Consider the following 23,339-nt stretch of genomic DNA (forward strand, 5'->3'; position numbering starts at 1 on the left):
ACCTTTCGCGGGCTTCACACGAGGTATTTTTGCCATGATACCCGAACAAAGTGTCCGGCAAATACTTTATACTAAGCAGAACATTTTTTACAAATGCAAGCAATGAAAAATTCTACTCTTATGATATTTCTCATCACCGTATTGACCATTCATTTCCTTGTCAATTTTTACATTTACTACCGGGGCATTCAATGGCTTGAAACCATGCCATCCTTAAAAACAGCCTTCCGCATTACAATGCTGATTCTGGTCATAGCCTATCCGGCTGGCCGCTTCCTGGAGCGCATCTGGTATGGCCCTGCAGCCAATACGCTGCATTGGATAGGGGCATTTTGGTTTGCCGGCATGTTATATTTCACCCTGCTTATTTTTGCCACAGATATTATACGGCTTAGTAACATGCTTTTTCACTTTCTGCCCCGCACCGATTCGTCTACCTATTTTAAAATGAAACAATACGCAGGACTTATTATTGTTGCCCTGGGAACCCTCATTGTGAGCGGCGGCTTTATAAATGCCTGGCACCCACGGGTACATCAACTGGAGCTAAACATTAACAAAACCGTTAAAGGCGCAAAGCAAGTGCGGGTAGTGGCAGCCTCTGACATTCACCTGGGTTCTATCATCGGGCCCCGTAAAACACGCAAATTGGTGGCCTCTATCAACGGGCTTCAGCCCGATATCATCCTGCTGGCAGGCGATGTGGTAGATGAAGATGTAGGTCCTGTTATTCGACAAAATCTAGGCGAGAGCCTGCGTCAACTGAAGGCTCCCTTAGGTGTTTTTGCTGCCACCGGTAACCACGAATATATTGGTGGCGCCGATCGTTCAGTCAAATACCTGGAAGAACACGGGATACGGGTACTGAGAGATACAACAACCCTGATCAAAGATGATTTTTATATCATCGGTCGCGAAGACCTGCATGCAAACCACAGAGGAAAGCCACGACTTAGCCTTGACGAGCTAATGGCGCCGCTGGACAAAAACAAACCCATGCTCATGCTTGACCATCAGCCCTACCATCTTAATCGGGTTCAGGAAGCCGGGGTTGATTTGCAGATTTCAGGTCACACCCACCACGGGCAGTTATGGCCCTTCGGGTATATTACCAATTACCTGTTTGAAGTAAGCCGGGGTTACAAGCAAAAAGGCAATAGTCACTTTATCGTCAGCACAGGCTTTGGCACCTGGGGTCCTCCGGTACGAACCGGTAATCGCCCCGAGATCCTGGAGATCATCGTGAACTTTCAATAGTAGGAATTAATATTTCAAAGGAGGCAAAAGGCAAATGACACACGGCAGAGGCAGTGATGCTTCTGCCTTTAGTTATTATCTAACCATAACCCAATGGCGCCACCCAACTTAATTATTAAGCCTAATCAGCATACAATTGGCGACGCACATGATAAATGATGTCTGTTTCTTAAGTTAAAAAGGATATTTTCGCATGATTTTTGTTATGACGCGACCATAAAAACAGACCTACACATATCATGATTAAAATATTCTTTATCCTGCTTTTACCTTTCGTATTTTTGACTGCTCACGGACAAAACCTGAGAGTACTCGACAGTGAGACCCATGAACCACTGGAACTCGTAACCATTTTCTCGGACGATCAACTCATTAACACCATTACCAATACAGAGGGAGCTTGTAATATATATGCTTTTCAGGGTCTGGAGAAAATCACCTTTCGCCTTATGGGATATCAAACCATTACCCTTAACTATCAAACACTGAAACGGCACAAGTTCGTGATATACCTAACACCGGATGCCCTCTCACTGGATGAAGTCATCATATCGGCCACCCGATGGAAACAAGGGCGACGGGAAACACCAGCCAAAATCTCAGTCCTCAAACCGCGGGATGTGAACTTTCTTAACCCACAAACAGCAGCTGATATGATAGAAATGACGGGTGATGTGTATGTTCAGAAGAGTCAGATGGGCGGAGGGAGTCCTATGATTCGAGGCTTTGCCACTAACCGTGTTCTTATAGCTGTGGATGGGGTGCGCATGAACAATGCCATCTTCAGAAGTGGCAACATCCAAAATATCATTTCGCTCGACCCTTTTTCAACCCATCGCGCAGAAGTAATATTCGGCCCCGGCTCGGTCATCTATGGCAGCGATGCAATTGGTGGGGTAATGGGCTTTTACTCTTTCGATCCTCAACTGGGAAACAACAACCCACAAGCGCTCAACACCAATGCCGTGGTGCGCTATTCATCGGCCAACAAAGAAAAAACAGGTCATGCTGATTTCAACCTGGGTTTTGATAAATGGGCAAGCTTCACCTCCATCACCTACTCAGACTTTGGTGACCTGAAGATGGGCAGCCACGGCCCTGACGAGTACCTGCGACCGGAGTATGTGCAACGCATCGATCACAAAGACATCATTGTCAGCAATGCTAACCCACGCGTGCAAACGCCCAGCGCCTATCATCAGCTCAACCTGATGCAAAAATTCAAATATTCGCCCAATGAGCGCTGGCAAATGAACTATGGTTTTCATTACTCTAAACTATCAGATGTTCCTCGTTACGATCGACTAATAATGCTAAATAATAATGATAGCCTTAAATATGGTGACTGGTATTACGGACCGCAACAGTGGATAATGAACAACTTAAGCGTGCAGCACACCGCCAACCATCCCTATTTTAATCATCTGCAAATCGTTGTTGCCCATCAGTTTTTTGAAGAGAGCCGTCACAGCCGCAAACTTCATCAGCCCAATATTACCCGAAGAACAGAACGCGTGAATGCCTTTAACATTAACATAGATTTTGAGAAGCTGTGGAAAGAAGGACATAAACTTTTCTATGGGGTTGAATTCATTGGAAATAAGGTAGGTTCCCTTGCGCTTAAAGAGAACCTAAGTGATGGCACATTATATGATGCCCCTTCGCGCTACCCCGATGGATCCAAGTGGCTTTCCGCCGCTTTGTATGGCAGCTATTTACGACACTTAAGTGCCACGACTAACCTGCAGGCAGGTCTGCGCTATAATTATATTTACCTACACGCTACCTTCGATAACGAACACTACAACTTTCCCTTTAACAAAGCACAAATTAACACAGGTGCCCACACCGGCAGCCTGGGTTTGATTCATAATCCTACCAACAAGTGGCAGCTCAGCACATCGCTATCCACCGGGTTCAGGGCGCCTAATATTGATGATGTGGGAAAGATATTCGACTCAGAACCGGGCGCTGTGGTCGTACCCAACCCAAATTTAAAGCCCGAGTACGCTATTAATGGTGAAATAGGCGCCGCAGTAATTGCACTTGAAAAGCTAAAAATTGATATGGCCGCCTACTACACCCACCTCAGTAATGCCATGGTGCGGCGCGATTATTGGTTCAACGGACAGGACAGCATCCTTTATGATGGTGAGATGAGCCAGGTACAAGCCATACAAAATGCATCACACGCCTACGTTTACGGTGTTCAGGCCGGTTTGGAATATAAGTGGATAAAGGGCCTAAGCGTGACCTCGCGTTTTAACTACCAAAAGGGTAAGGAAGAGTTAGAAAACGGCACTTATTCACCCCTGCGCCATGCCGCTCCCTGGTTTGGTTCAACACGCCTGAGCTACCAAAACAAAAAGCTAAAAATGGATGTTTACGCGCACTATAATGGTGAGGTGACGGCCGATGATATGCCGCCTTCCGAGGCGGGCAAGGAGAACCTGTACGCAATCGATGCCATGGGGCGCCCTTACTCTCCTGCATGGACCACCCTCAATTTTAAGGCACAGTATGCTTTGGGTAAAACCATTATCACAGCAGGTATTGATAATATCACTGACCAACGCTACCGCGGCTATTCATCCGGCATTACGGCTCCAGGACGTAACTACACCATCTCACTGCGGGTGGCACTCTAAAAACATTCTGCATTAAATTTGAGACCTGACAAGAGAATCTACAAGTAAAATGATGAGAATCGAGCCTCCGAACGTTAATTAATCACAAAATATAGCCTGTGAAGCGCACTACAGCGTCAAAATGTTAAAAAATCGCTTTATCTTTGCGCCTCATTAAAAATAAGGACCACTCCGGTCACTTTCGGTAGCACAGTCGTAGCGTAATAGCTTAATCCGGGTAACAGCTGCTTGGACGTGGAAGCGGGTGGATAAAAAGCAAATTATGCAGACATTTAAAGAAACGGGACTTCCTGAGGAAATCCTGAGTGCCATTGGTGAGATGGGTTACGAAACACCTACGCCTATACAGAGCAAAACTATTCCTGAGATTTTAAACTATGGAAACGACCTGATTGCGCTGGCACAAACCGGAACGGGTAAAACAGGTGCCTTTGGCCTACCGGTGATACCGCAAATTGAGCGGGAAGAGAAAAAAGTACAGGCCCTTATCCTCTGCCCTACACGCGAGCTTTGTCTCCAGATTACCAAAGACCTGAAAGACTACGCCAGAAACTACCGCGATTTATACATCACACCGGTGTATGGCGGTACTGAAATTCGTACGCAGATTAAATCACTGAAGCGAGGTACACATATTGTAGTGGGTACGCCCGGTCGTATGAATGACCTGATTAACCGCAAGGCCATTCAGCTGGGTGATGTACGCTGGTTAATTCTGGATGAAGCTGATGAAATGCTTAACATGGGCTTTAAAGACGACCTGGAAAGCATTATGGCGCAGACACCGGAATGGCGCCAAACCCTGCTATTCTCGGCCACCATGCCACCGGAAATCGCCCGTATGTCGAAGAACTATATGCATGATCCGGTTGAGATCAGCGTAGGCACAAAAAACCAGGGAGCTGAAAAGGTAGAACACCACTATTACATGGTACAGGCGCACGATCGCTACCGTGCCCTTAAGCGCGTGGTGGATGTAACACCCGATGTGTATGGCATCATCTTTTGTCGTACCCGCCAGGAAACCAAAGATATTGCCGACAAGCTGATGGCTGATGGCTATAATGCCGATGCGCTACATGGAGACCTGTCGCAAGCACAGCGTGACCTGGTGATGCACCGCTTCCGCAAGAAGCACTTGCAGCTGCTGGTGGCCACCGACGTGGCAGCACGTGGTATTGATGTGAATGATCTTACCCACGTAATCAACTACAATTTGCCCGATGATATTGAAGTGTACATCCACCGCAGTGGACGCACCGGACGCGCAGGTAAAGAAGGTATTTCGGTAGCCATTATACATTCGCGCGAGATGCACCGCATCAAAGCAATCGAAAGAATTGCCAAGAAATCATTTGAGCGCAAAATGGTTCCAAAAGCCGATGAGATCTGCGAAAAGCAGCTTTTCCACTTTCTGGAACGCGTTGGACAAACCGAACTCGAGGAATCATCACCTGTGAATGCCCTGTTGCCCGCCGTGTATGAAAAGCTGGCAGAGATGGATAAGGAGCAGTTGATTAAACAGTTTGTGGCGGCTGAATTCAACCGTTTCATGGAGTATTATAAGGATGCACCCGACTTAAATATCTACAAGGAAGAGGGTGGCAAAAAGGGACGTCGCGAGCGCGGAAATGTTAATTTCAGCCGTCTATTCCTTAACCTGGGTAAGACCGATAAGTTGACTTCAGGTGAAGTAATTGGCTTGATTAACAATAACATGAAGGGTATTACGGTAAAGATTGGTAAAATTGAGTTACTGCGCAACTTCTCATTTGTAGAAGTAGATAAAGAATATGAGCAAGAGCTGGTTAAAAGGCTGAATAAAACAAAACTGAAGGGTAAAAAGGTAAGCTTAGAAGTAGCGTCGCCTAAGCCTTCGAAGCGTAAAAATAAACGCCGATAGGCTACACTCCCATAAAATTACCAATGCCGCTTATGAATCTTCGTAAGCGGCATTTTTATTACCTTAGTGCGAACAAAAAAAAATCATCAATATAAAACATCGTGTAAAATCATGCTTATTATGAAACAACTTGCTTTTTTAGCATTGGCAATCATGGTATTTGGGGCCTGCTCAGAGCCGCAAAAAAATGATGCTGCAAACACCTTTACCAACCGCAATTTAAAGGTAGAAAGCGATATTATGACGCCCGAAGTGCTCTGGTCCTTTGGCCGAGTGGGCAACGTTGCCGTATCGCCCGACGGAAAGACAGTGGCCTTTACCATTGCTTACACCAAAATTGAGGAGAACAAAACCTATACCGACATCTACACCTTGCCTACTACCGGTGGAGAACTCACACAAATTACTTTTACGAAAGAAGGCGAATTTGATGTCCGCTGGCGCCCCGACGGAGCCAAGATCACCTATTTATCAACGGCATCGGGCGATGTGCAGTTATGGGAGATGAATCCTGATGGTACACAGAAGCAGCAGGTAACAAAGGTAAAAGGAGGTATTGAAGGCTATCAATACGCGCCAACCATGGATCGCATCGCATTCGCCAAGTCGGTGAAGCTGGATCAGACGGTTCAGGATCTTTATCCCGATCTGAAGCATGCCAATGCCCGCATCGAAGACGACCTTATGTATCGCCACTGGGATCACTGGGTAGATCCTACCTATTCGCATATTTTCCATATCCAATATGCCAACGGTGCCACCGTAGGTAAAGCCACCGATATTATGGAAGGCGAGCGTTACCACTCTCCTCTGAAACCCTTTGGTGGCATGGAACAGGTAAGCTTTACTCCTGATGGAAAGCAAATTGCCTATACCTGCAAGAAAAAGACCGGCATGGAATCGGCCTTCTCTACCAACAGTGATATTTACCTGTATGATATTTCTGCTAAAACCACCAATAACCTGACGGAAGGCATGATGGGCTATGACATTGCCCCTACTTTCTCACCCGATGGCAAGTACATGGCATGGGAAAGCATGGCACGCGATGGTTATGAAGCTGATCAGAACCGCCTTTTCATTATGGATCTGGCCAGCAGTAACAAGAAAGACTATACGGCGGATTTCGATCAAAATGTGCATGGCCTAAGCTGGACCCCCGATAGCAAGCACATCTACTTTACAAGTGAGGACAAAGGATCCAATGAGATTTTCCGTTTCAATATGGCGGATAACAGCATTACACAAGTAACAGAGGGCATTCATAACTACAACTCGGTGGCGATTGCCGGCAAGGAACTTATCGCTACGCAAACATCCATGAAGCACCCCACAGAAATCATCAGTGTGAACCCCCAAACGGGAGCCGGCAAAAACATCTCGAAGGTGAACGAACCACTCTTGTCGCAACTGACCATGGGCGATGTTGAAAAACGATGGATCAAAACCACCGATAACAAGGATATGCTGGTGTGGGTTATCTATCCGCCCAACTTTGATAAAAACAAGAAATACCCGGCACTATTGTACTGCGGTGGCGGCCCTCAAAGTATGGTAAGTCAGTTCTGGAGTCTTCGCTGGAACTTTCAGATGATGGCAGCCAACGATTATATTATTGTAGCGCCTAACCGTCGCGGCCTCCCGGGCTTTGGCCAGGAATGGAATGAACAGATAAGCGGTGATTATGGCGGACAAAATATGAAGGATTACTTCTCGGCCATCGATGCCCTGTCTAAAGAATCCTTTATTGATGAAAACCGCCTGGGAGCAGTAGGTGCAAGCTATGGTGGCTATTCGGTGTACTGGCTGGCCGGTAACCACAATAAGCGCTTCAAAGCCTTTATATCCCACTGTGGTATCTTTAACTTTGAGCAGATGTACAGCACAACTGAGGAAATGTTTTTTGTAGACTGGGATTATAAAGGTAACTACTGGGACAAAAGCAATAAAACAGCCATGCGCAGCTATGCCAGCTCCCCCCATAAATTTGTTCAGAACTGGGATACGCCAATGTTGGTGATACATGGTGCCAAAGACTTCCGCATACCTTACACGCAGGGCATGGGTGCCTTTAATGTAGCCAAGATGCGTGGTGTACCAGCACGCTTTCTGTACTTCCCCGAAGAAAATCACTGGGTGCTGTCGTGCCACAACGGTATACTATGGCAGCGCGAATTCTTCCGCTGGCTGGATACCTACTTAAAATAACATTGCCCAAATAGCAAAAAACCGTTGACTGAGAAGCCAACGGTTTTTTTATTAATATCATTCAGGATCAATTCAGTCATTGTTCTGATTGTGATGCGTAACGGTATATAAATCATTCCGCCGATCCTTAAGGTTACGCACACTACCAAACTGACTCAGTTCGCGCAGCATGTCAATATCCACATCGGCAATCAATATCATCTCTGTATTGGGTGTAGCCTCTGCCTTTACACCATTGGTCGGAAAAGAAAAGTCACAGGGCGTAAACACAACCGACTGGGCATACTGAATATCCATATTATGTACCTTGGGCAGGTTGCCTACACTGCCGGCAATGGCCACATAACATTCATTTTCGATGGCACGCGCCTGCGCACAATGGCGCACCCTGGCATAACCATTTTGTGTATCGGTTAAAAAAGGTACAAAAAGAATGTCGATTCCTTCCTTCGCCAACAAGCGGCTCAATTCGGGAAACTCAATGTCGTAACAGATTAGAACACCCACCCGACCACAATCGGTATCAAAAGCCTTCAAGGTATTTCCCCCTTTTAAGCCCCACACTTTCACCTCATCAGGGGTAACATGCAACTTTTCAAAACGCTCCATGCCACCGTCGCGCTTACACAGGTAACCCACATTATAAAGCGTATTATCCACCAACTCAGGCATACTACCTGTTATTATGTTAATATTGTAGGTGATAGCCAATTCAGCAAAGCGGCGTGTGATCGCCTCGGTGAAGCCAGCCAGCTCGCGAATGGCTTCAGGCTCTGAAAGATGGTTATATTTCGACATGAGCGGGGCATTAAAGAACTCGGGAAACAAGGCAAAATCGCAACGATAACCCGATACGGCATCAATAAAATACTCAGCCTGCTGCATCAGTTCTTCAAAATCCTTGTACAAACGCATTTGCCATTGCACAAGACCCAAACGCACTGTAGACTTATTCAGACTTACCCGATCAGTGGCCTTTTCGTAATACACATTATCCCACTCCAGCAGCACAGCATACTCCTGCGACTCCTTATCGCCTTCGAGGTAGCCCTTCAAAACACGCACCGGATGAAAATCATTGGACATCTGAAAATCCAACACCGGATCATGGATCTCCTTCATGCGTACCTTATTAATGTATTCGCGCGGTGTTATCTCCGATGCATACTGATGATATTTGGGGATGCGCCCACCAAATACTATTCCCTTGAGGTTGAGCTTCTCGCACAGCTCCTTACGGTAGTCATACAAACGACGCCCCAGCCGCATCCCTCTGAATTTAGGACGGATAAAAACATCAATCCCATAAAGCTTATCACCATCATCGGTGTGAGTACGAAAGGTAGAGCCTCCGGTAATTTCAGCATAGGTATGACGATCTTCAAACTTGGCATAATCCACGATGATGGACAAGGCACAGCCCGCCAGTTCATCATCCACCTTAATCCCCACCTGTCCTTCCGGGAACTTTTTAATAAGGGCCTTAATATGATGCTCTTTCCAGTAGGCATCCGGCATTTTAGCATAAGCCTCTTGCATGGCTGCTTTAATAGCCGGATAATCATTTTCTGTTAAGTGTACCAGTTCTATGTTCTCGATAGAATGAAGATCGTTATTTGAATCCATAATTACTTAAGACGATAAATTTGCATGATGTCCTCCAGAATTTTGGAGAAATTAATCTTTAAATCGATCAACTCACCCGAATGAATGTCAAACACCCATCCGTGAACTTTTAAACCCCGATCGCGATAAGCGCGTTGCACCTCGGCAGTTTTAATTACATTGATGCACTGCTCCTGCACATTCAGCTCCACCAGTCGCTTATAACGCTTATCTTCATCGTCGATGGCATTAAGTTCATCTTTGTGCATACGATACACATCGCGAATATTACGAAGCCAGGGATTCAGTATGCCCAAATCCTCGGATTGCATGGCCGCTTTTACACCACCACAGTAGTAATGACCACACACTACTATGTAATTAACCTTGAGGTGCAGCACCGCATAATCGATAATGGACATAATACTTAAATCGGTATTGGGCACCATATTGGCAATATTGCGGTGTACAAAAACCTCACCCGGAGAAAAGCCCATCAGCTCCTCGGCAGTTACACGACTGTCCGAACAGCCAATATACAGCACATCCGGATTTTGCCCCAAAGAAAGGTTTTTAAAGTAGTTGGCATCGTGCCGCAACTTATTCTTAACCCATGCTTTATTGTTTTCAAATACTTGTTTTATCTTCATATAGTATTGATTAACTACCCATTAAAACCATTTTCGGGACGCATTGTTTATGCCTTAGCCGCCACAGTGTCCAAGGCTTTCTGGCTTGCATCCCTGAAATTGTCAAAGATACATTCCTCTCCGATATAATCAGTCAGTGCATACTTTTTTATCTTCTCTTTAACTTCTTCATTTACGCCCGATAAGATCACGTGGATGTGTTTATCATTTAATATCCTCAAGGTATCCTTCAGGTTGTGCACGCCCGTTTGATCGATAAAAGCTACATGACGCATGCGAATAATTAACACACTACACTTTAATCCTATCTCTTCAATAGCTTCGGAATAGCGCCTTGCCGAGGCGAAAAACAAGGGTCCACTGATCTCGTAGATTTTGACACTGTCAGGCAGATCACCATAGTTTTCCAGCAGATCATTATCCACCACATTTTCAATGCGTTTATCGCTGATATCTGCCATGCGTTTCATAAACAATACAGCCGATAACAGCACACCGATTTGGATGGCGAGGGTAAGATCGAAAAACACAGTGATAAAAAATGTGGTGAGCAGAATAAGAATATCGAAGTAAGAGCCCTTCAGTATGGAAACAAAAGAACGCCACTCACTCATGTTATAGGCCACCACAATTAAAATACCTGCCAGGCACGACATGGGGATCAGCTTGGCCCAGTTACCCAGAAACAGCATAATCAGGAGAAGGGTGATGGCATGTACCAAGCCCGCAATAGGTGTGCGACCCCCATTTTTAACATTGGTAGCCGTACGGGCAATGGCACCTGTTGCCGGTATGCCACCAAAGAATGGTGTTACAATATTGGCTACTCCCTGGGCAATCAGTTCGGTGTTGGAACGATGCTTGCCACTGATCATACCATCCGATACTACAGCCGACAGCAAAGACTCGATACCCCCTAACAGGGCGATGGTGATGGCGGGCGCAATATAATTCTGCAAATCACCCAACTCGAAGGAAGGGATGGTGATGCTAAAACTATTGGGAATGGCTCCAAAGAAAGTTTCGATGGTGGGTACATCAAGCTTTAGGAAATACACCAAAGGAGTAATAATGATGATGGACAGGAAGGAGCCCGGTATTTTGGAGGTCAGGTGTTTTGAAAACACGGTGATGAGGATGGTCACCACTGTAATGGCAAGAGCCGTTAGATTAGTTGTGTGCAGTGAGGTAAAATACATCATCCATTTGGCATGAAACTCCGAGGGCACGCTTTCGATGGACAGTCCCAACGCATCCTTTATCTGCGTTGAAAAAATCACAAGGGCAATACCACTTGTAAAACCCACAATTAATGAGTGCGGAAAATATTTAAGCAGGCTACCCAGTTTTAACAAACCAAAAATAATTAGAAATACACCGGCCAGCATGGTGGAGATAATCAGTCCGTCGATGCCATACTCAGCCACAATGCCATAAACAATGACGATGAAGGCGCCAGTGGGCCCTCCAATCTGAACCCTACTTCCGCCCAACAGGGAAATGATAAAACCGGCAACAATGGCCGTTATCAGTCCCTTTTCGGGCGACACACCCGAAGCAACCGCGAAGGCTATGGCCAAAGGCAAAGCAACAATGCCCACTACAATACCCGATAACACATCACTACTTACTTGTTTTTTGGTGATTCCACTTTTGAGAATACTAAAAAACTTTGGTTTAAAAATACTTTTCATTTCTATATGATTAATTTTATAACATATGACACAAACCATGGGTACACCCCACACTGAGAAGTGATGAGCACAAAGTAGATGCTGCTAGGCAGCAGGCAGTGCAGAGCACACAATCATCTTCTCTTCTGCGAAGCCGCATCAGATGGCAGGTCTCATAAGGAATATGGTAATTTAAATACCACAAAGGTAAGCATTATATTGTCATCTTATCCTCCCCAGACCCGTATTGCGAAAACTCATGTGGGAGATCGGATACTGAAGATCGGCACATTGTCGATAAAAATTGACTAATTTTACAGCTATAATATCAACATAATTAAACACACAAACATGTTATTAAAACGTTTTGTTATTCTGGGAGTTGCTGCCTTATCAATGATGGCGTGCACAGAAACTCCTAAGGATCAATCACCCCACATTCTGCTGATTATGGCCGATGATATGGGTTTCTCTGACTTAGGTTGCTACGGTAGTGAAATACCCACGCCCAACCTGGATGCTTTGGCTGACCAGGGGGTTCGCTTCAGCCAGTTTAAGAATACCTCGCGCTGTTGTCCCAGCCGTGCTGCCCTGCTTACCGGAAGACATCAGCACAGCGTTGAGATGGGATGGATGACGGCTGTGGACGAGCATCGCCCGGGATACCGCGGACAGCTAAGCAGCACAGTACCCACCATTGCTGAGCTATTCAGGGAAAATGACTACCACACCTATATGTCGGGTAAATGGCATGTGAGCCTCGATGGCAGCTGGGAAGATCCTGAATCCGAGCCCAATGGATCGTGGCCAACAGAACGTGGTTTTGAGCGTTATTACGGCAGCCTGGCCGGAGGTGGTAGCTACTACACACCCAAAGGACTAATGCTGCAGGATAAGCGCATCACAACAGTACCCGAAGATTATTATTACACAACGGCCATCACTAAGAATGCCGTTCAATTTATTGAGGAGCATCCAAGCGATAAGTCCATGTTTATGTACCTAGCGCACTATGCCCCACACCGCCCATTGCAGGCACCCGCTGCCATGGTGGAGGCACACCGCGAGAAATACCGTGTAGGCTACGATAAGCTTAAAGAAGCACGCTACATTGGACTGATACGCGAAGGCTTGGTACCTGAGGGCTATGACCTACCCCTGCACCACACTGAATACGGGGGTAAAAGACCGGCATGGGATGAGTTGGATGACGCTACAAAGGAAAGATGGGTGACTGAAATGGCCACTTTCTCAGCCATGATTGAAATAATGGATGAGGGCATTGGCCAGGTGATAAATACACTGAAAGAAAAAGGAATGTATGACAATACTATTATCCTGTTCTTGAGTGATAACGGTGCTACTAACGAAGGCGGTTTTGTTTCGCAGCTGGCTGCTGATCTCAGTAACACACCCTACCGCAGCTACAAAGGCTTTACCCACCTGGGGGGTGTTAGCTCTCCCTTAATAATACACTACCCTAAAAAGTACAAGGCCTTAAACGGCAGCATACTCAACGATGTGGCGCATATTACCGATCTGCTCCCTACCTGCATCGACATGGCCAATATTTCCTACCCTAATACGTTCAATGGTCAGCCCCTATCACCCCCTCATGGACGCTCACTGGCCGGCCTGCTGGAAGGTGGCCAACGGAAAGCGCAGGATCAGTTCTTTGAGCATCGTGGTAACTGCGCTATTCTTTCGGGTAAATGGCGTATGGTTAAGCTTGCCCGTGAGGAACAATGGCAGCTCTATCAGCTGGAGCACGACCCGTTTGAGCAGCACGATGTGGCCGCTGACTATCCGGAGAAAGTACAAGAATTACAAGTAAAATGGATGACCTGGGCACAAAATAACAAGGTATTACCCCTTGAGAGTAAACCCTGGACCCCCCGCATCAATTATTATAAAAACTTAAACCCCGATCAGGACGGTATTGATTAACATCACAGGCGCGGCCCCATTATTATAAATGATGTCGCGCCACTCCTGACTCTAAACACAAACCCTATGAGAAAAACCATTAAACTTATTGAGACTTCACTTATTTATGGTATTCTGATTGTTGTATCAGCTACACTAATTCTGGCCTTTATCGACATTGTATACCAGATCAAACAGAAGATATTGACCCCGCCCATGTTCATAATTGATGCCGGCGGACTCATGGATCTCTTTAGCTTGCTGCTGGTGCTGTTAATTGGCCTTGAGCTGCTGGAAACCATCAAAGCCTACCTCAAAGAAGATATTGTACACGTTGAGTTCATCATTCTTGTGGCCATTATTGCCATTGCCCGTAAAGTAATCGTATGGGATTTTGCCAAGTATCGCTATGAGGAGCTATTAAGTCTTGCCGCCATGATTGTTGGCCTGGGTATCACCTATTTTCTAATAAAAAAAGCCGATGTAAAAATACACCTTCCCAGCAGAGGAAAATCAAAAGCAAAGGATGATCGTGAGTGATTGAACCCTAATCTGAACAAGGCCCAAGCGTACAACGTATCCAGCCTGTTAATGACTTACCAACAGATTCTACCATAAAGCGACGAATTTCAATTGCTATACAGTAGACATCGCAATTATTGATTGGAACGGTTCTCTATCGTAAGGTGCTTATATAGAACCGTTCCGTATATACTTTTACATTACAGGCCGATTAAAAATGTAAAAAACAATGAAGCGTCTATATAATATGCAATCCCGCTGGGATTGTTATTAATAGGGTAGGTTTATTATTTCTATAAATATTCAACTTCTCCGAAGTTGTTTTATTATCTCCAGCGGAGATAAATATTTGTAGATAAGTGAAATGTAAATAACCAATCAACCTCAGCGAGGTTGAATATATATTTAATCGGTTATTAATGATACTTTCATTAAAAAGGTACTTCCTACTAGTCTTATTAATGGTTCATCCACTCTTTAAAAGCCCCTGCCTTGGCGCGACTTATCATGATTTTATCATTCAGATTATTGACCAGCTTTACCACCAGCTTACCGCTGAAATAGGTTTCAAATTTATCCACAGCCTCGACATTAACAATGGACTGCCGGTTAGTTCTGAAAAACATTTCCGGATCGAGCTCTTCCTCCAACTTATCGAGCGACTGACTAAGTACATGTTGCTGGCCCTGAAAAGTAACGGCAAAAGTTACACGTGCATCGAAGTAGAAATAGGCGATATCATCAACGCCTAACTTAAAAAAGGCCTCGCGCTTAGAGATAAGAAAACGCTTACGATACCCCCCTTGCGTTCTGGCAATGGAACGTGCCAACTCCTGATAATCAATCTTATCAACGACACCTCCTGTCTCCTTTTGATCACGTGCCTCACTCAAAACCTCAATGGTATTTTCATACTTAGCAATGGCTCGCTCCAGGTCTGTTTCTTTAATGGGCTTCAGCAGATAATCAATGCTATTGAGATGAAAAGCCTTGAGTGCAAATTCATTATAAGCCGTTGTAAAAATAATACCGCTACGTTCTACTTTTACGCTATCAAAAATGGAAAAGCAATTACCATCAGCCAGTTCAATATCGAGAAAAATAATTTGAGGATGTTCATTATTTTTCAGGTAATCAACTGTTTCGTCAACCCCTTGTAACATTGCCTGCACCTTCCATGCCGGACGTAACTCAGCAATCATATCACGGAGCATCTCACCGCTATGAATCTCGTCCTCAACAATTATGATATTCACATCCATCATTTCACTTTCTTATTTATCAATGGTAATTCCACCCTAAATTCGTATTCATCTTTAGAAATAACCACCTTACGGTCGGTTAGAAGTTTATAGCGCTCGCGCAAGTTACTCAATCCTGTGTTTGTTGAATAAGTTGTTGATTTAGGATTGATATTATTTGTCACAATCACCTTATCGTTTTCGGTGTACATTTTCATTTTGAGAGGCGATGCTTTGGTGGCGACATTATGCTTAACAGCATTTTCCAGTAAGACCTGCATGCTTAAAGGTGGCAGGTGCCAATCATAGTACTTTTCGTCAAAGTCATGCTCCACGGCGAGCCCTTCCCTCAAACGCTCCTGATGCAGTGCACCATAAGCTTTGAGGAAATTTAACTCATCTACCAGTTTGATGGAAATATGCTTATTACTCTGCAACACATAACGATATACATCTGAGAAATTAATAGCAAAACGGATTGCAGCATCACGGTCATGCCTGATGATGGCAATCAGAGTGCTTAAGTTATTGAACAAGAAATGTGGATTGACCTGATCCTGTAAGGCACGATAGTCCTGTTTCAGTTTATCTTTTTGAAGCTTTTCATTCTCCAGCATTACCATACTTAGGCTATGATGGTAATTATAAGCAAAAAGCAATACAATGTATATCATTACCAGTAATATAGCAATTACAATACTAACACTATACACCAGTTCATCGCGCACCTTATCTCCTTCCAGCCAAGGCTTTAAGAGCTGAGCCAAAGTGGTTACTATTACAAACCAGGCACCCGAGAACGAAATAAGCATAATAATACGACCACGCGTATGGGTGTGCCATGGCCGCCAACGGTCGATGAGCTTATTAAAGGCAAAAATGCCTTCGCTAATAAAAGTGAAGAGCCATATGGAAAAGAGAAATCCTTTCCAGCTAAATGGTTCATTATTAAATAAGGCAACAGAGACGAGAAAATAAAAACCCGTTCCCAACATTATTTCAAATAGCAGGCGGGCTTTGTAGTTCACAAACAGGATGGGTTGACCTTTTAGAAACTTATCGTTATAACAGGTTTCAAAATTTTTCATAATATGTTTAGTTAACCCCATTGATTAGTTAAAGGTAGTGACTCATTTTATAAAATAAAACAAATCACTACCAAAAGGAAACACTATTCATTGGTTAAGGTAAGTTCGGATCCCAGTTGCCCGGTACCTTTCATATAGGCCGTTTTAGCCACTTCGTAGCCGGCAAGGGCATTTAGCAGTTCGGCATTGGCACTTAGCCAGGAGGCCTGAGCATTTAACAAATCGGTTGTAGTATTAAGGCCTGCCTCGAAACTGGCAGTCACCTCTTCGAGCGACTCAATGGCCTCTTCCTTATTTTTCTTGGCTAAAATAATTGATTCATAGGCTTCACGCACCTGAATGATGTACTGCTGTACTTCTAACTGTACAAACTCTTTTGTTTCGTCTAATTCAAGACGGGCCTGCTGTATACGCAACTTCGCAGCATCTTTTTTATGTTTCTTTTCGCGCCAGTGAATAATGGGTATAGAAACAGAAGCGGCAATCTGAGTACTTGTTTGTCCGTCGAACACATCGGGCGCTTCCATATAGCCATAACTCATCTGGCCACCAATCTGAGGCTTATAAGCACTCATGGCTGATTTTTTCTGAAATTCGCTAATGGCCACCTGACCATCTAAGATCTTGAGGTCGTTACGATTGGCCATAGCCAGGCCGGCACCGTTACTCATGGCAATCAGCTCGGGATTCATAGATAATGAATCGCTCACTTCAATGTCCGTATTAATATCCAGCCCTGTAATCTGACACAGGTTCATTTTCATAATCTTTAGGGCATTTTCTGCCTTCATTAGGTTTAGCTGAGCTTCATTTTTCTGCACGGTTACAATCAGCTGCTCACTCTTAGGTGTTAGCCCCAGCTCATACATGTCCTTCATTTGCTGCTCCAGGGAGTCCAGCATCTCATAATACTTATAGGCCACCTTGAGTTGCTCCTTGAAAGCAACCAGTCGCCAGTAGGCATTATCGGTATTGAAAATCACCTCATCAGTTTTCAACTGATAGGCCTGACCAGCGATTTCAACGCCTTTATCGGCCATCTTATTGGCATAGCGTATTTTACCACCCAAGTAGATGGGCACCTGTGCCGACACCTGGCCATTGTAAAATTTTAATTTCTCTGTACCAATGGTCATGCCCGGAAAACCAATCATATCACCGGTTTGGTTACCGCCAGCATCCACCACCGGCAGACCCATTTGTGGGATCACAATATCGTCCATGCTGGGCAGAAACATGCCCGATGCACTGGCACCAATTTTTGGCAGATAGGCCGTGCGCGCTTCCTTCTGCTGTGCCTCTGCCTCATAGTGCTTCAGCTTTGCTGACTTAAGCGACTTATTAAAGTCCAAAGCCATTTGCCGGCTTTCAGCCAGCGATACCTTCTGTTGGGCTGTAGCGCTCAACCCTATCAGAAAGCTAATTAATATAATCGAGTACTTCATTTCTCTTAAATAAGACGATTTACAATCTTGAAACTTTTCACTTACGCTTTGTAGAAAAGGAGCCTTCTGTTTTAACCGTTTAAAAACTCCGGCTCCTTCTACTAACCTATACATGAAAAAAATTAATCGTTTGTCTAATGCAATTGTTTCGTGTTTACACGATACATTACAGCATACAATACCGGTATTACAATTAATGTAATAATAGAACCTATGAGCAAGCCAAACATTATGGCAATGGCCATGGTATTAAACATTGGATCGAATGCTAAAGGCAACATACCCAGTATTGTAGTGAGTGAAGCCATCATCACCGGACGCACCCTTGATAAGGTAGCATCGATAATGGCATTCAGCTTATCTTTTCCTTCACTAATCTGCAGGTTGATTTCATCGAGCAGCACCACCGCGTTCTTAATCATCATACCCATTAGTCCCAGGGTACCGATGATAGAGAAGAAGGTAAAATAGATGCCTGTGACAACGAAGCCAAAGATAACCCCAATAAAGGCCAATGGCATAATTGAGAAGATGATAACCGGCTGACGGAAGTTATTAAACAAGCCAATAACAATGATAATCATCAGCAGGGCAGCCAGCGGTAACTTCTCACCCAGTCCGGCATTGGCCTCGTTACTGCTCTTGTATTCACCCAACCACTCCAGCTTATAGCCGTCGGGCAGTGGAATAGCCTCTATCTTGCCGCGTATTTCTTTAAATAGCTCAGGCGGTGCTACCCCAAATACCGGATCGCACTGTGCAATGATGGAACGCTGCCCGTTATAGCGACAGATCATATTACTTTCCCAACGTACATCAATGGAATCGACTACCTGACTCAGCGCCACACTCTGCGGTAAGCCCGCCCACACGGGTACGGATGCCAGTTGATTCACATCGTCTTCAATGGTTTTATTAAGTTTTAATATAACGGGCAAACGGTAATCATCATCCTGGAAAACACCAACCGGCATACCCGTGGACGCAATGGCTAAAGCATTGGCTACGTCGGAGCGATTCACCATTAGCTGACGAGCTCGGTCCTGTGAATAAACGGGCGCCAACACTTTCACACGGTTCTTCCAGTTATGCGTGATAAATGTAGCCTTAGGCTCGGCGTACATTATTTCATTAGCCTGACGTGCCAAATCGCGCAGTACCTTCTCATCCTTACCGGTAAACTTTGCTTCTATCTTGAAATCACCTCCCACGGCCGCATAGGTTCTCACCCTTGCAAAGGCATTAGGGTAGTTTTTATCCACGTAGCCTTGCAGTTCAGCAATGGTTTCGTTGATAATCTCCTTGTCCTTAATGGTGATAATGAGCTCACCATAATTAAGGCTCAAACCATTCATAGGGCGCATGAGCGTATAACGCACCGGTGTGCTTCCTAAACTAGTTACTACCGAGCTGATGTTATCCCAATGTGCAATATCCTGCTGAATGGCATCCAAATCTCTCTCTACCTGGCTTATATCCTGACCTTCAGGTAAACGATAATCAAGAATAAACTGATCGTAATCGGCTCCTGGAAAGAAGTTTTGCTTTACGAAACGGAAAGACCAGAAAGACAACACCAATACCACCACGGTACCAATCACAAACATAGACTTATGCCATAGGGCAAAACGAATAAAGCGACGCGATAACTGATAAAATTTACCCCCGTAAGGGTCGTTTTCTGTCTCATCATTCTGCTTATTGCCTTTCTTTTTCTTTTTCCCTTTACTATAAAAATATTGCGCATGGAAAGGTGTCTGTATCATGGCCAGCACCCAACTTACAAATAAGGAAATGGCCAACACATAAAACAGAGGACGCAGAAACTCTCCCGCACCTGTACTGTTAAAGGCCAGTGGCATGAAAGCCAGAATAGCTACCAGGGTGGCGCCTAACAACGGCATGGCAGATTTTTTAGCCGTGTTAATAAATGCTTTGCTTCGATCGAGACCGCGCTCCAAATCAATAAGGATACCATCGGCAACCACAATGGCGTTATCCACCAACATACCCATGGCAATAATAATAGCGGCCAGCGACACACGGTGCAGCTCAATATCAAAGCCTGCCATGACAATAAATGTAGCTAAAATGGTAAACACCAAACCACTGGCAATCAATAATCCGGCACGCATACCCATGGCCAGCAGCAGAACCACAATCACAATCACGACTGACTCGACAAGATTCACCATAAAGTCATCAATCGACTTGCTTACATTAGTATGCTGGTAAAAAATCTTATTTACCTCAATACCAACAGGCAGGCTTTCTTCCAGCTCGGCCAGACGTTTTTCAACGGCCTCTCCCAGTAGAATAATGTTACCGCCTTTGTTCATGGAGATAGCCAAACTGATGGCCTCCCTGCCATTATGTTTTAATTTTTGAACCGATGGTGTATAAAACTCTCGCTCTACCGTAGCAATCTGTCCCAAACGATAGCGTCCTCCATTGGGTAACTTCACCTCAAAATTACGAATCTCATCAAGACTCTGAAACTTGTTACCAATGCTGATGCGAATTCGTTCGCTACCCGACACAAAACTACCGGGATTAACAATCATTCCCTGATCCTGAAACGACTGAAAGATCATCATGGGGTTAATGCCCATCGATGCAAAATACTCGTTATCAAAGGTGATATTAACGACTTCGGTGCGCTTACCAAATACTTCGATACGCTTTACACCTTCTACCAACATCATTTCCTCCTTCACGTAATCCACATAATTCTGGAATTCATCATAGGGATAACCATCGTTGGAAATGGCAAAGAATATACCCGATACATCACCAAAATCATCATTGACGATGGGCGCACCGGCTCCCGCAGGTAGTTTACCACGTACATCGTGTATCTTGCGTCGCAGATGATCCCATAGCTGGGGCATCTGATCGGTTTTAACGCTGCTCTTTATATTCACCTGTACCTCTGACATACCGGCTGTAGAGGTCGATTCTATGTAATCAACATTTTCAAGGCGCTGCGCAGCTTGCTCAATTACATCGCTTACTTCCTGCTCTACCTCCTCGGCAGTTGCACCCGGATATTGGGTTATAATAACCGCTGTTTTAACGGGTATTTCTGGGTCTTCGAGCTTACCCATCTTATCGAAGGACACTAGTCCCCCGAGAATTAAGGCCACAAAAACAAAGCTCAAAAAGGCCTTTTGAGATAAAATCTTTTCTAACATGCTAATGTGGACTTATTAAATATTAGTATCTGTAAGAACTCGTACAGCCTGATTTTCGATCAAGCTGTGAACGCCTGCCGTTACCACCAGTTCGTTACCGGTCAACCCGGAAGTAATTATAAGCTTACCTGCGTTATCGATTTTATTAATGCTAACCTTGCGGCTTGACACTACCGACTTATTCTGATCGTAAACCCATACATAAGTGGCCTGATCCTTATTAAATACGGCCTCCACAGGAACGGTGATAAGCTGCTCTTGTGCGGCTGCAAGTGAAATACGCACCTTGGCCGACATACCCGGCTTCAAGGCCTCCTCACCGGCATTCACCTTCAAACGCACATCAAACATATCATTTCCATTGGCCTTTTCGTTAACCGATAACATCACAGCCTCTAAGCCAAACCTGTTTGCGTTAGGAACATCCACCTTAACACTGCTAAAGTTTTTGGCTTTGTTCACCTTACTCTCAGGCAGACTAAACAGCACTTCCAGATGACTCACATCCAATAAAACATAGATGGGCTGACCGGGTGCTACATTTTCATATTTATTGGTATTTTTACGATATACATAACCTTCAAATGGCGCTTTCAACTGCGTATCGTTCAAAGCATTCTGCGCATTTTCATACGCACTTTTAGCAGCTAAGTAACCTGCCTCCAGCTTCTCCAGTGTGTTAATGGGTAATTTATTCTTTTTATAAAGCTCCTGATAGCGTGTAAATTCGCTTTTCAATTGCTCATATTGTGCCTTAGCCGCTTGCAAACGGATTTTATAATCACGCGGATCGATGCGGGCAATTACCTGTCCCTTATGCACGCGATCACCTTCATCAACAAGTACCTCAAGCACTTGTCCTCCTACTTTAAAAGCTACATCTACCTCTTTTTTCTCCTTCAACTGACCGTTAAAAATCAGTTCTTCGGCCGCTTGCGTCGTATCAAGACGCTTTACTTTAACATAGCGCTTGCTTACTTTCTCCTGCACCTCCTCGGAGCCACAGCTCACCAGTCCAAAGCTAACTGCTAGTAAAACAATGAAGCTGTTAAATAATTGTTTAATCATGATAAAATCCTATTTGTATTTTTTCGTTTTTGAAAAACCATTTTTCCATCTGCAAAAGTATTATATCTGCAAGGCGAAAATGATGCTAAATGCATGAAGCAGCCGATTTACAGCACCAAATAGCAATAGTCCGGACGAAAGAAAGTGTTGGATCACAAAAAACCCTGATTTTGATAAATCAGGGTTGCATCTTAATATTACTTTCGATGTGTTATTTTGCAAAGCGCATACGATAACGCGGCGCTACTTTTCCTTCTGCAATCTTATTGAGTTTACCTTTTATCAATCGCTTGGCAATGCCCGATAAATGATCGACATATAAAATACCTTCCGTGTGGTCATACTCATGCTGAATAACGCGGGCATTATAGCCGGTGAAAGTTTTTCTGTGCTTTTTAAAATTACGATCACAGTATTCGATTTCTATCGCCCAGGGACGCTCCACCTCACCGCCAATATCCGGCAGGCTCAAACAACCTTCAGCATCACTCCACACCTCTTCCGATTCACCAACGATTTCCGCATTAATAAATACTTCCTTAATTGGTGCTTCGTCCTCAAACAGATCAGCACGGTCTTCCTCCTTCATGCCTTCATACACCTGAATGGTATCCACCGTAAACAAACGGATGGCTTTGTTCACCTGCGGTGCCGCAAGACCAACACCACCGGCTTCGTACATGGTTTCCCACATATTGTCTATCAAATCCTGTAGCCCTTCGTAGTCCTTGCTAATTTCATCACACACCGTTCTCAACACTTTGGTGCCATACGCTGTAATTGCTAATGCCATCTATCTTGTTTTTGGTTTTGCGCTGCAAAAATAGTCTTTTTACCATAAACCATACACTCCCCAAAAGGTTTATTTCTTTTTTGCAACAACTTGCTCAAAAAGCCTAAACCTTCTTTTT

Annotated in this window: 15 protein-coding genes; 6 read left to right on the top strand and 9 right to left on the bottom strand. The window is 44.6% G+C overall.

Features of this window, described 5'->3' with window-relative positions; all coding sequences use genetic code 11:
* Nucleotides 1–120: 120 nt before the first annotated feature.
* The 4 genes from ACRD7A_RS10540 (at nt 121) to dpp5 (ending at nt 8,016) form a co-directional block, all read left to right on the top strand.
* On the top strand, nt 121–1,257 hold the full coding sequence (locus tag ACRD7A_RS10540) for a metallophosphoesterase (RefSeq protein WP_430811045.1): 1,137 nt from the start codon (nt 121–123) through the stop codon (nt 1,255–1,257).
* Nucleotides 1,258–1,496: 239 nt separating this feature from the next.
* A complete protein-coding gene (locus tag ACRD7A_RS10545) occupies nt 1,497–3,905 on the top strand; it encodes a TonB-dependent receptor (RefSeq protein WP_430811044.1) in 2,409 nt (802 codons plus the stop codon).
* 262 nt (nt 3,906–4,167) lie between these two features.
* On the top strand, nt 4,168–5,808 hold the full coding sequence (locus ACRD7A_RS10550) for a DEAD/DEAH box helicase (RefSeq protein WP_430811043.1): 1,641 nt from the start codon (nt 4,168–4,170) through the stop codon (nt 5,806–5,808).
* 120 nt (nt 5,809–5,928) lie between these two features.
* Entirely contained in the window at nt 5,929–8,016 is a 2,088-nt protein-coding gene (gene dpp5 / locus ACRD7A_RS10555) for a dipeptidyl-peptidase Dpp5 (protein ID WP_430811042.1), read from the top strand.
* A 72-nt stretch (nt 8,017–8,088) separates the two neighbouring features.
* Here the strand turns inward: dpp5 and ACRD7A_RS10560 are convergent, their stop codons facing one another.
* The 3 genes from ACRD7A_RS10560 to ACRD7A_RS10570 are packed head-to-tail and all read right to left on the bottom strand — an operon-like array spanning nt 8,089 to nt 11,965.
* Nucleotides 8,089–9,642, bottom strand: a complete 1,554-nt coding sequence (locus tag ACRD7A_RS10560) for a carbon-nitrogen hydrolase family protein (protein ID WP_430811041.1) — start codon at nt 9,640–9,642, stop codon at nt 8,089–8,091.
* 2 nt (nt 9,643–9,644) lie between these two features.
* Nucleotides 9,645–10,271: a carbonic anhydrase gene (locus ACRD7A_RS10565; RefSeq protein ID WP_430811040.1), complete on the bottom strand. Its 627-nt coding sequence runs from the start codon at nt 10,269–10,271 to the stop codon at nt 9,645–9,647.
* A 47-nt stretch (nt 10,272–10,318) separates the two neighbouring features.
* A complete protein-coding gene (locus tag ACRD7A_RS10570) occupies nt 10,319–11,965 on the bottom strand; it encodes a SulP family inorganic anion transporter (RefSeq protein WP_430811039.1) in 1,647 nt (548 codons plus the stop codon).
* 330 nt (nt 11,966–12,295) lie between these two features.
* Here ACRD7A_RS10570 and ACRD7A_RS10575 point away from each other — a divergent pair, with 330 nt between their 5' ends.
* Both ACRD7A_RS10575 and ACRD7A_RS10580 read left to right on the top strand, forming a co-directional pair.
* Complete coding sequence (locus ACRD7A_RS10575; RefSeq protein WP_430811038.1) at nt 12,296–13,891, top strand: arylsulfatase; 1,596 nt, start codon at nt 12,296–12,298, stop codon at nt 13,889–13,891.
* Nucleotides 13,892–13,957: 66 nt separating this feature from the next.
* The gene (locus tag ACRD7A_RS10580; RefSeq protein ID WP_430811037.1) at nt 13,958–14,410 is read left to right on the top strand and encodes a phosphate-starvation-inducible PsiE family protein; all 453 of its coding nucleotides are present in this window, start codon (nt 13,958–13,960) and stop codon (nt 14,408–14,410) included.
* 440 nt (nt 14,411–14,850) lie between these two features.
* Here ACRD7A_RS10580 and ACRD7A_RS10585 read toward each other — a convergent pair whose 3' ends face one another.
* The 6 genes from ACRD7A_RS10585 to def form a co-directional block, all read right to left on the bottom strand.
* Complete coding sequence (locus ACRD7A_RS10585) at nt 14,851–15,657, bottom strand: LytR/AlgR family response regulator transcription factor (protein ID WP_430811036.1); 807 nt, start codon at nt 15,655–15,657, stop codon at nt 14,851–14,853.
* Entirely contained in the window at nt 15,654–16,721 is a 1,068-nt protein-coding gene (locus tag ACRD7A_RS10590) for a sensor histidine kinase (RefSeq protein WP_430811035.1), read from the bottom strand. Before ACRD7A_RS10590 ends, ACRD7A_RS10585 begins: the two co-directional genes overlap by 4 nt.
* Before the next feature lie 83 nt (nt 16,722–16,804).
* A complete protein-coding gene (locus ACRD7A_RS10595) occupies nt 16,805–18,166 on the bottom strand; it encodes a TolC family protein (RefSeq protein ID WP_430811034.1) in 1,362 nt (453 codons plus the stop codon).
* A gap of 134 nt (nt 18,167–18,300) precedes the next feature.
* Nucleotides 18,301–21,360, bottom strand: coding sequence for an efflux RND transporter permease subunit (locus ACRD7A_RS10600; protein ID WP_430811033.1), 3,060 nt, complete (start codon nt 21,358–21,360; stop codon nt 18,301–18,303).
* A gap of 15 nt (nt 21,361–21,375) precedes the next feature.
* Nucleotides 21,376–22,428, bottom strand: a complete 1,053-nt coding sequence (locus ACRD7A_RS10605) for an efflux RND transporter periplasmic adaptor subunit (protein ID WP_430811032.1) — start codon at nt 22,426–22,428, stop codon at nt 21,376–21,378.
* A gap of 211 nt (nt 22,429–22,639) precedes the next feature.
* The gene (def, locus tag ACRD7A_RS10610; protein WP_430811031.1) at nt 22,640–23,221 is read right to left on the bottom strand and encodes a peptide deformylase; all 582 of its coding nucleotides are present in this window, start codon (nt 23,219–23,221) and stop codon (nt 22,640–22,642) included.
* Nucleotides 23,222–23,339: the final 118 nt, after the last annotated feature.

This window comes from Carboxylicivirga longa (genome assembly GCF_050589825.1).
GTDB lineage: Bacteria > Bacteroidota > Bacteroidia > Bacteroidales > Marinilabiliaceae > Carboxylicivirga > Carboxylicivirga longa.

Excerpts from the sequence above, each read along its gene's own strand:
- ACRD7A_RS10540 (WP_430811045.1), top strand. The coding sequence starts at position 121 with ATGATATTTCTCATCACCGTATTGACCATTCATTTCCTTGTCAATTTT.
- ACRD7A_RS10545 (WP_430811044.1), top strand. The coding sequence starts at position 1,497 with ATGATTAAAATATTCTTTATCCTGCTTTTACCTTTCGTATTTTTGACT.
- ACRD7A_RS10550 (WP_430811043.1), top strand. The coding sequence starts at position 4,168 with ATGCAGACATTTAAAGAAACGGGACTTCCTGAGGAAATCCTGAGTGCC.
- dpp5 (WP_430811042.1), top strand. The coding sequence starts at position 5,929 with ATGAAACAACTTGCTTTTTTAGCATTGGCAATCATGGTATTTGGGGCC.
- ACRD7A_RS10560 (WP_430811041.1), bottom strand. The coding sequence starts at position 9,642 with ATGGATTCAAATAACGATCTTCATTCTATCGAGAACATAGAACTGGTA.
- ACRD7A_RS10565 (WP_430811040.1), bottom strand. The coding sequence starts at position 10,271 with ATGAAGATAAAACAAGTATTTGAAAACAATAAAGCATGGGTTAAGAAT.
- ACRD7A_RS10570 (WP_430811039.1), bottom strand. The coding sequence starts at position 11,965 with ATGAAAAGTATTTTTAAACCAAAGTTTTTTAGTATTCTCAAAAGTGGA.
- ACRD7A_RS10575 (WP_430811038.1), top strand. The coding sequence starts at position 12,296 with ATGTTATTAAAACGTTTTGTTATTCTGGGAGTTGCTGCCTTATCAATG.
- ACRD7A_RS10580 (WP_430811037.1), top strand. The coding sequence starts at position 13,958 with ATGAGAAAAACCATTAAACTTATTGAGACTTCACTTATTTATGGTATT.
- ACRD7A_RS10585 (WP_430811036.1), bottom strand. The coding sequence starts at position 15,657 with ATGATGGATGTGAATATCATAATTGTTGAGGACGAGATTCATAGCGGT.
- ACRD7A_RS10590 (WP_430811035.1), bottom strand. The coding sequence starts at position 16,721 with ATGAAAAATTTTGAAACCTGTTATAACGATAAGTTTCTAAAAGGTCAA.
- ACRD7A_RS10595 (WP_430811034.1), bottom strand. The coding sequence starts at position 18,166 with ATGAAGTACTCGATTATATTAATTAGCTTTCTGATAGGGTTGAGCGCT.
- ACRD7A_RS10600 (WP_430811033.1), bottom strand. The coding sequence starts at position 21,360 with ATGTTAGAAAAGATTTTATCTCAAAAGGCCTTTTTGAGCTTTGTTTTT.
- ACRD7A_RS10605 (WP_430811032.1), bottom strand. The coding sequence starts at position 22,428 with ATGATTAAACAATTATTTAACAGCTTCATTGTTTTACTAGCAGTTAGC.
- def (WP_430811031.1), bottom strand. The coding sequence starts at position 23,221 with ATGGCATTAGCAATTACAGCGTATGGCACCAAAGTGTTGAGAACGGTG.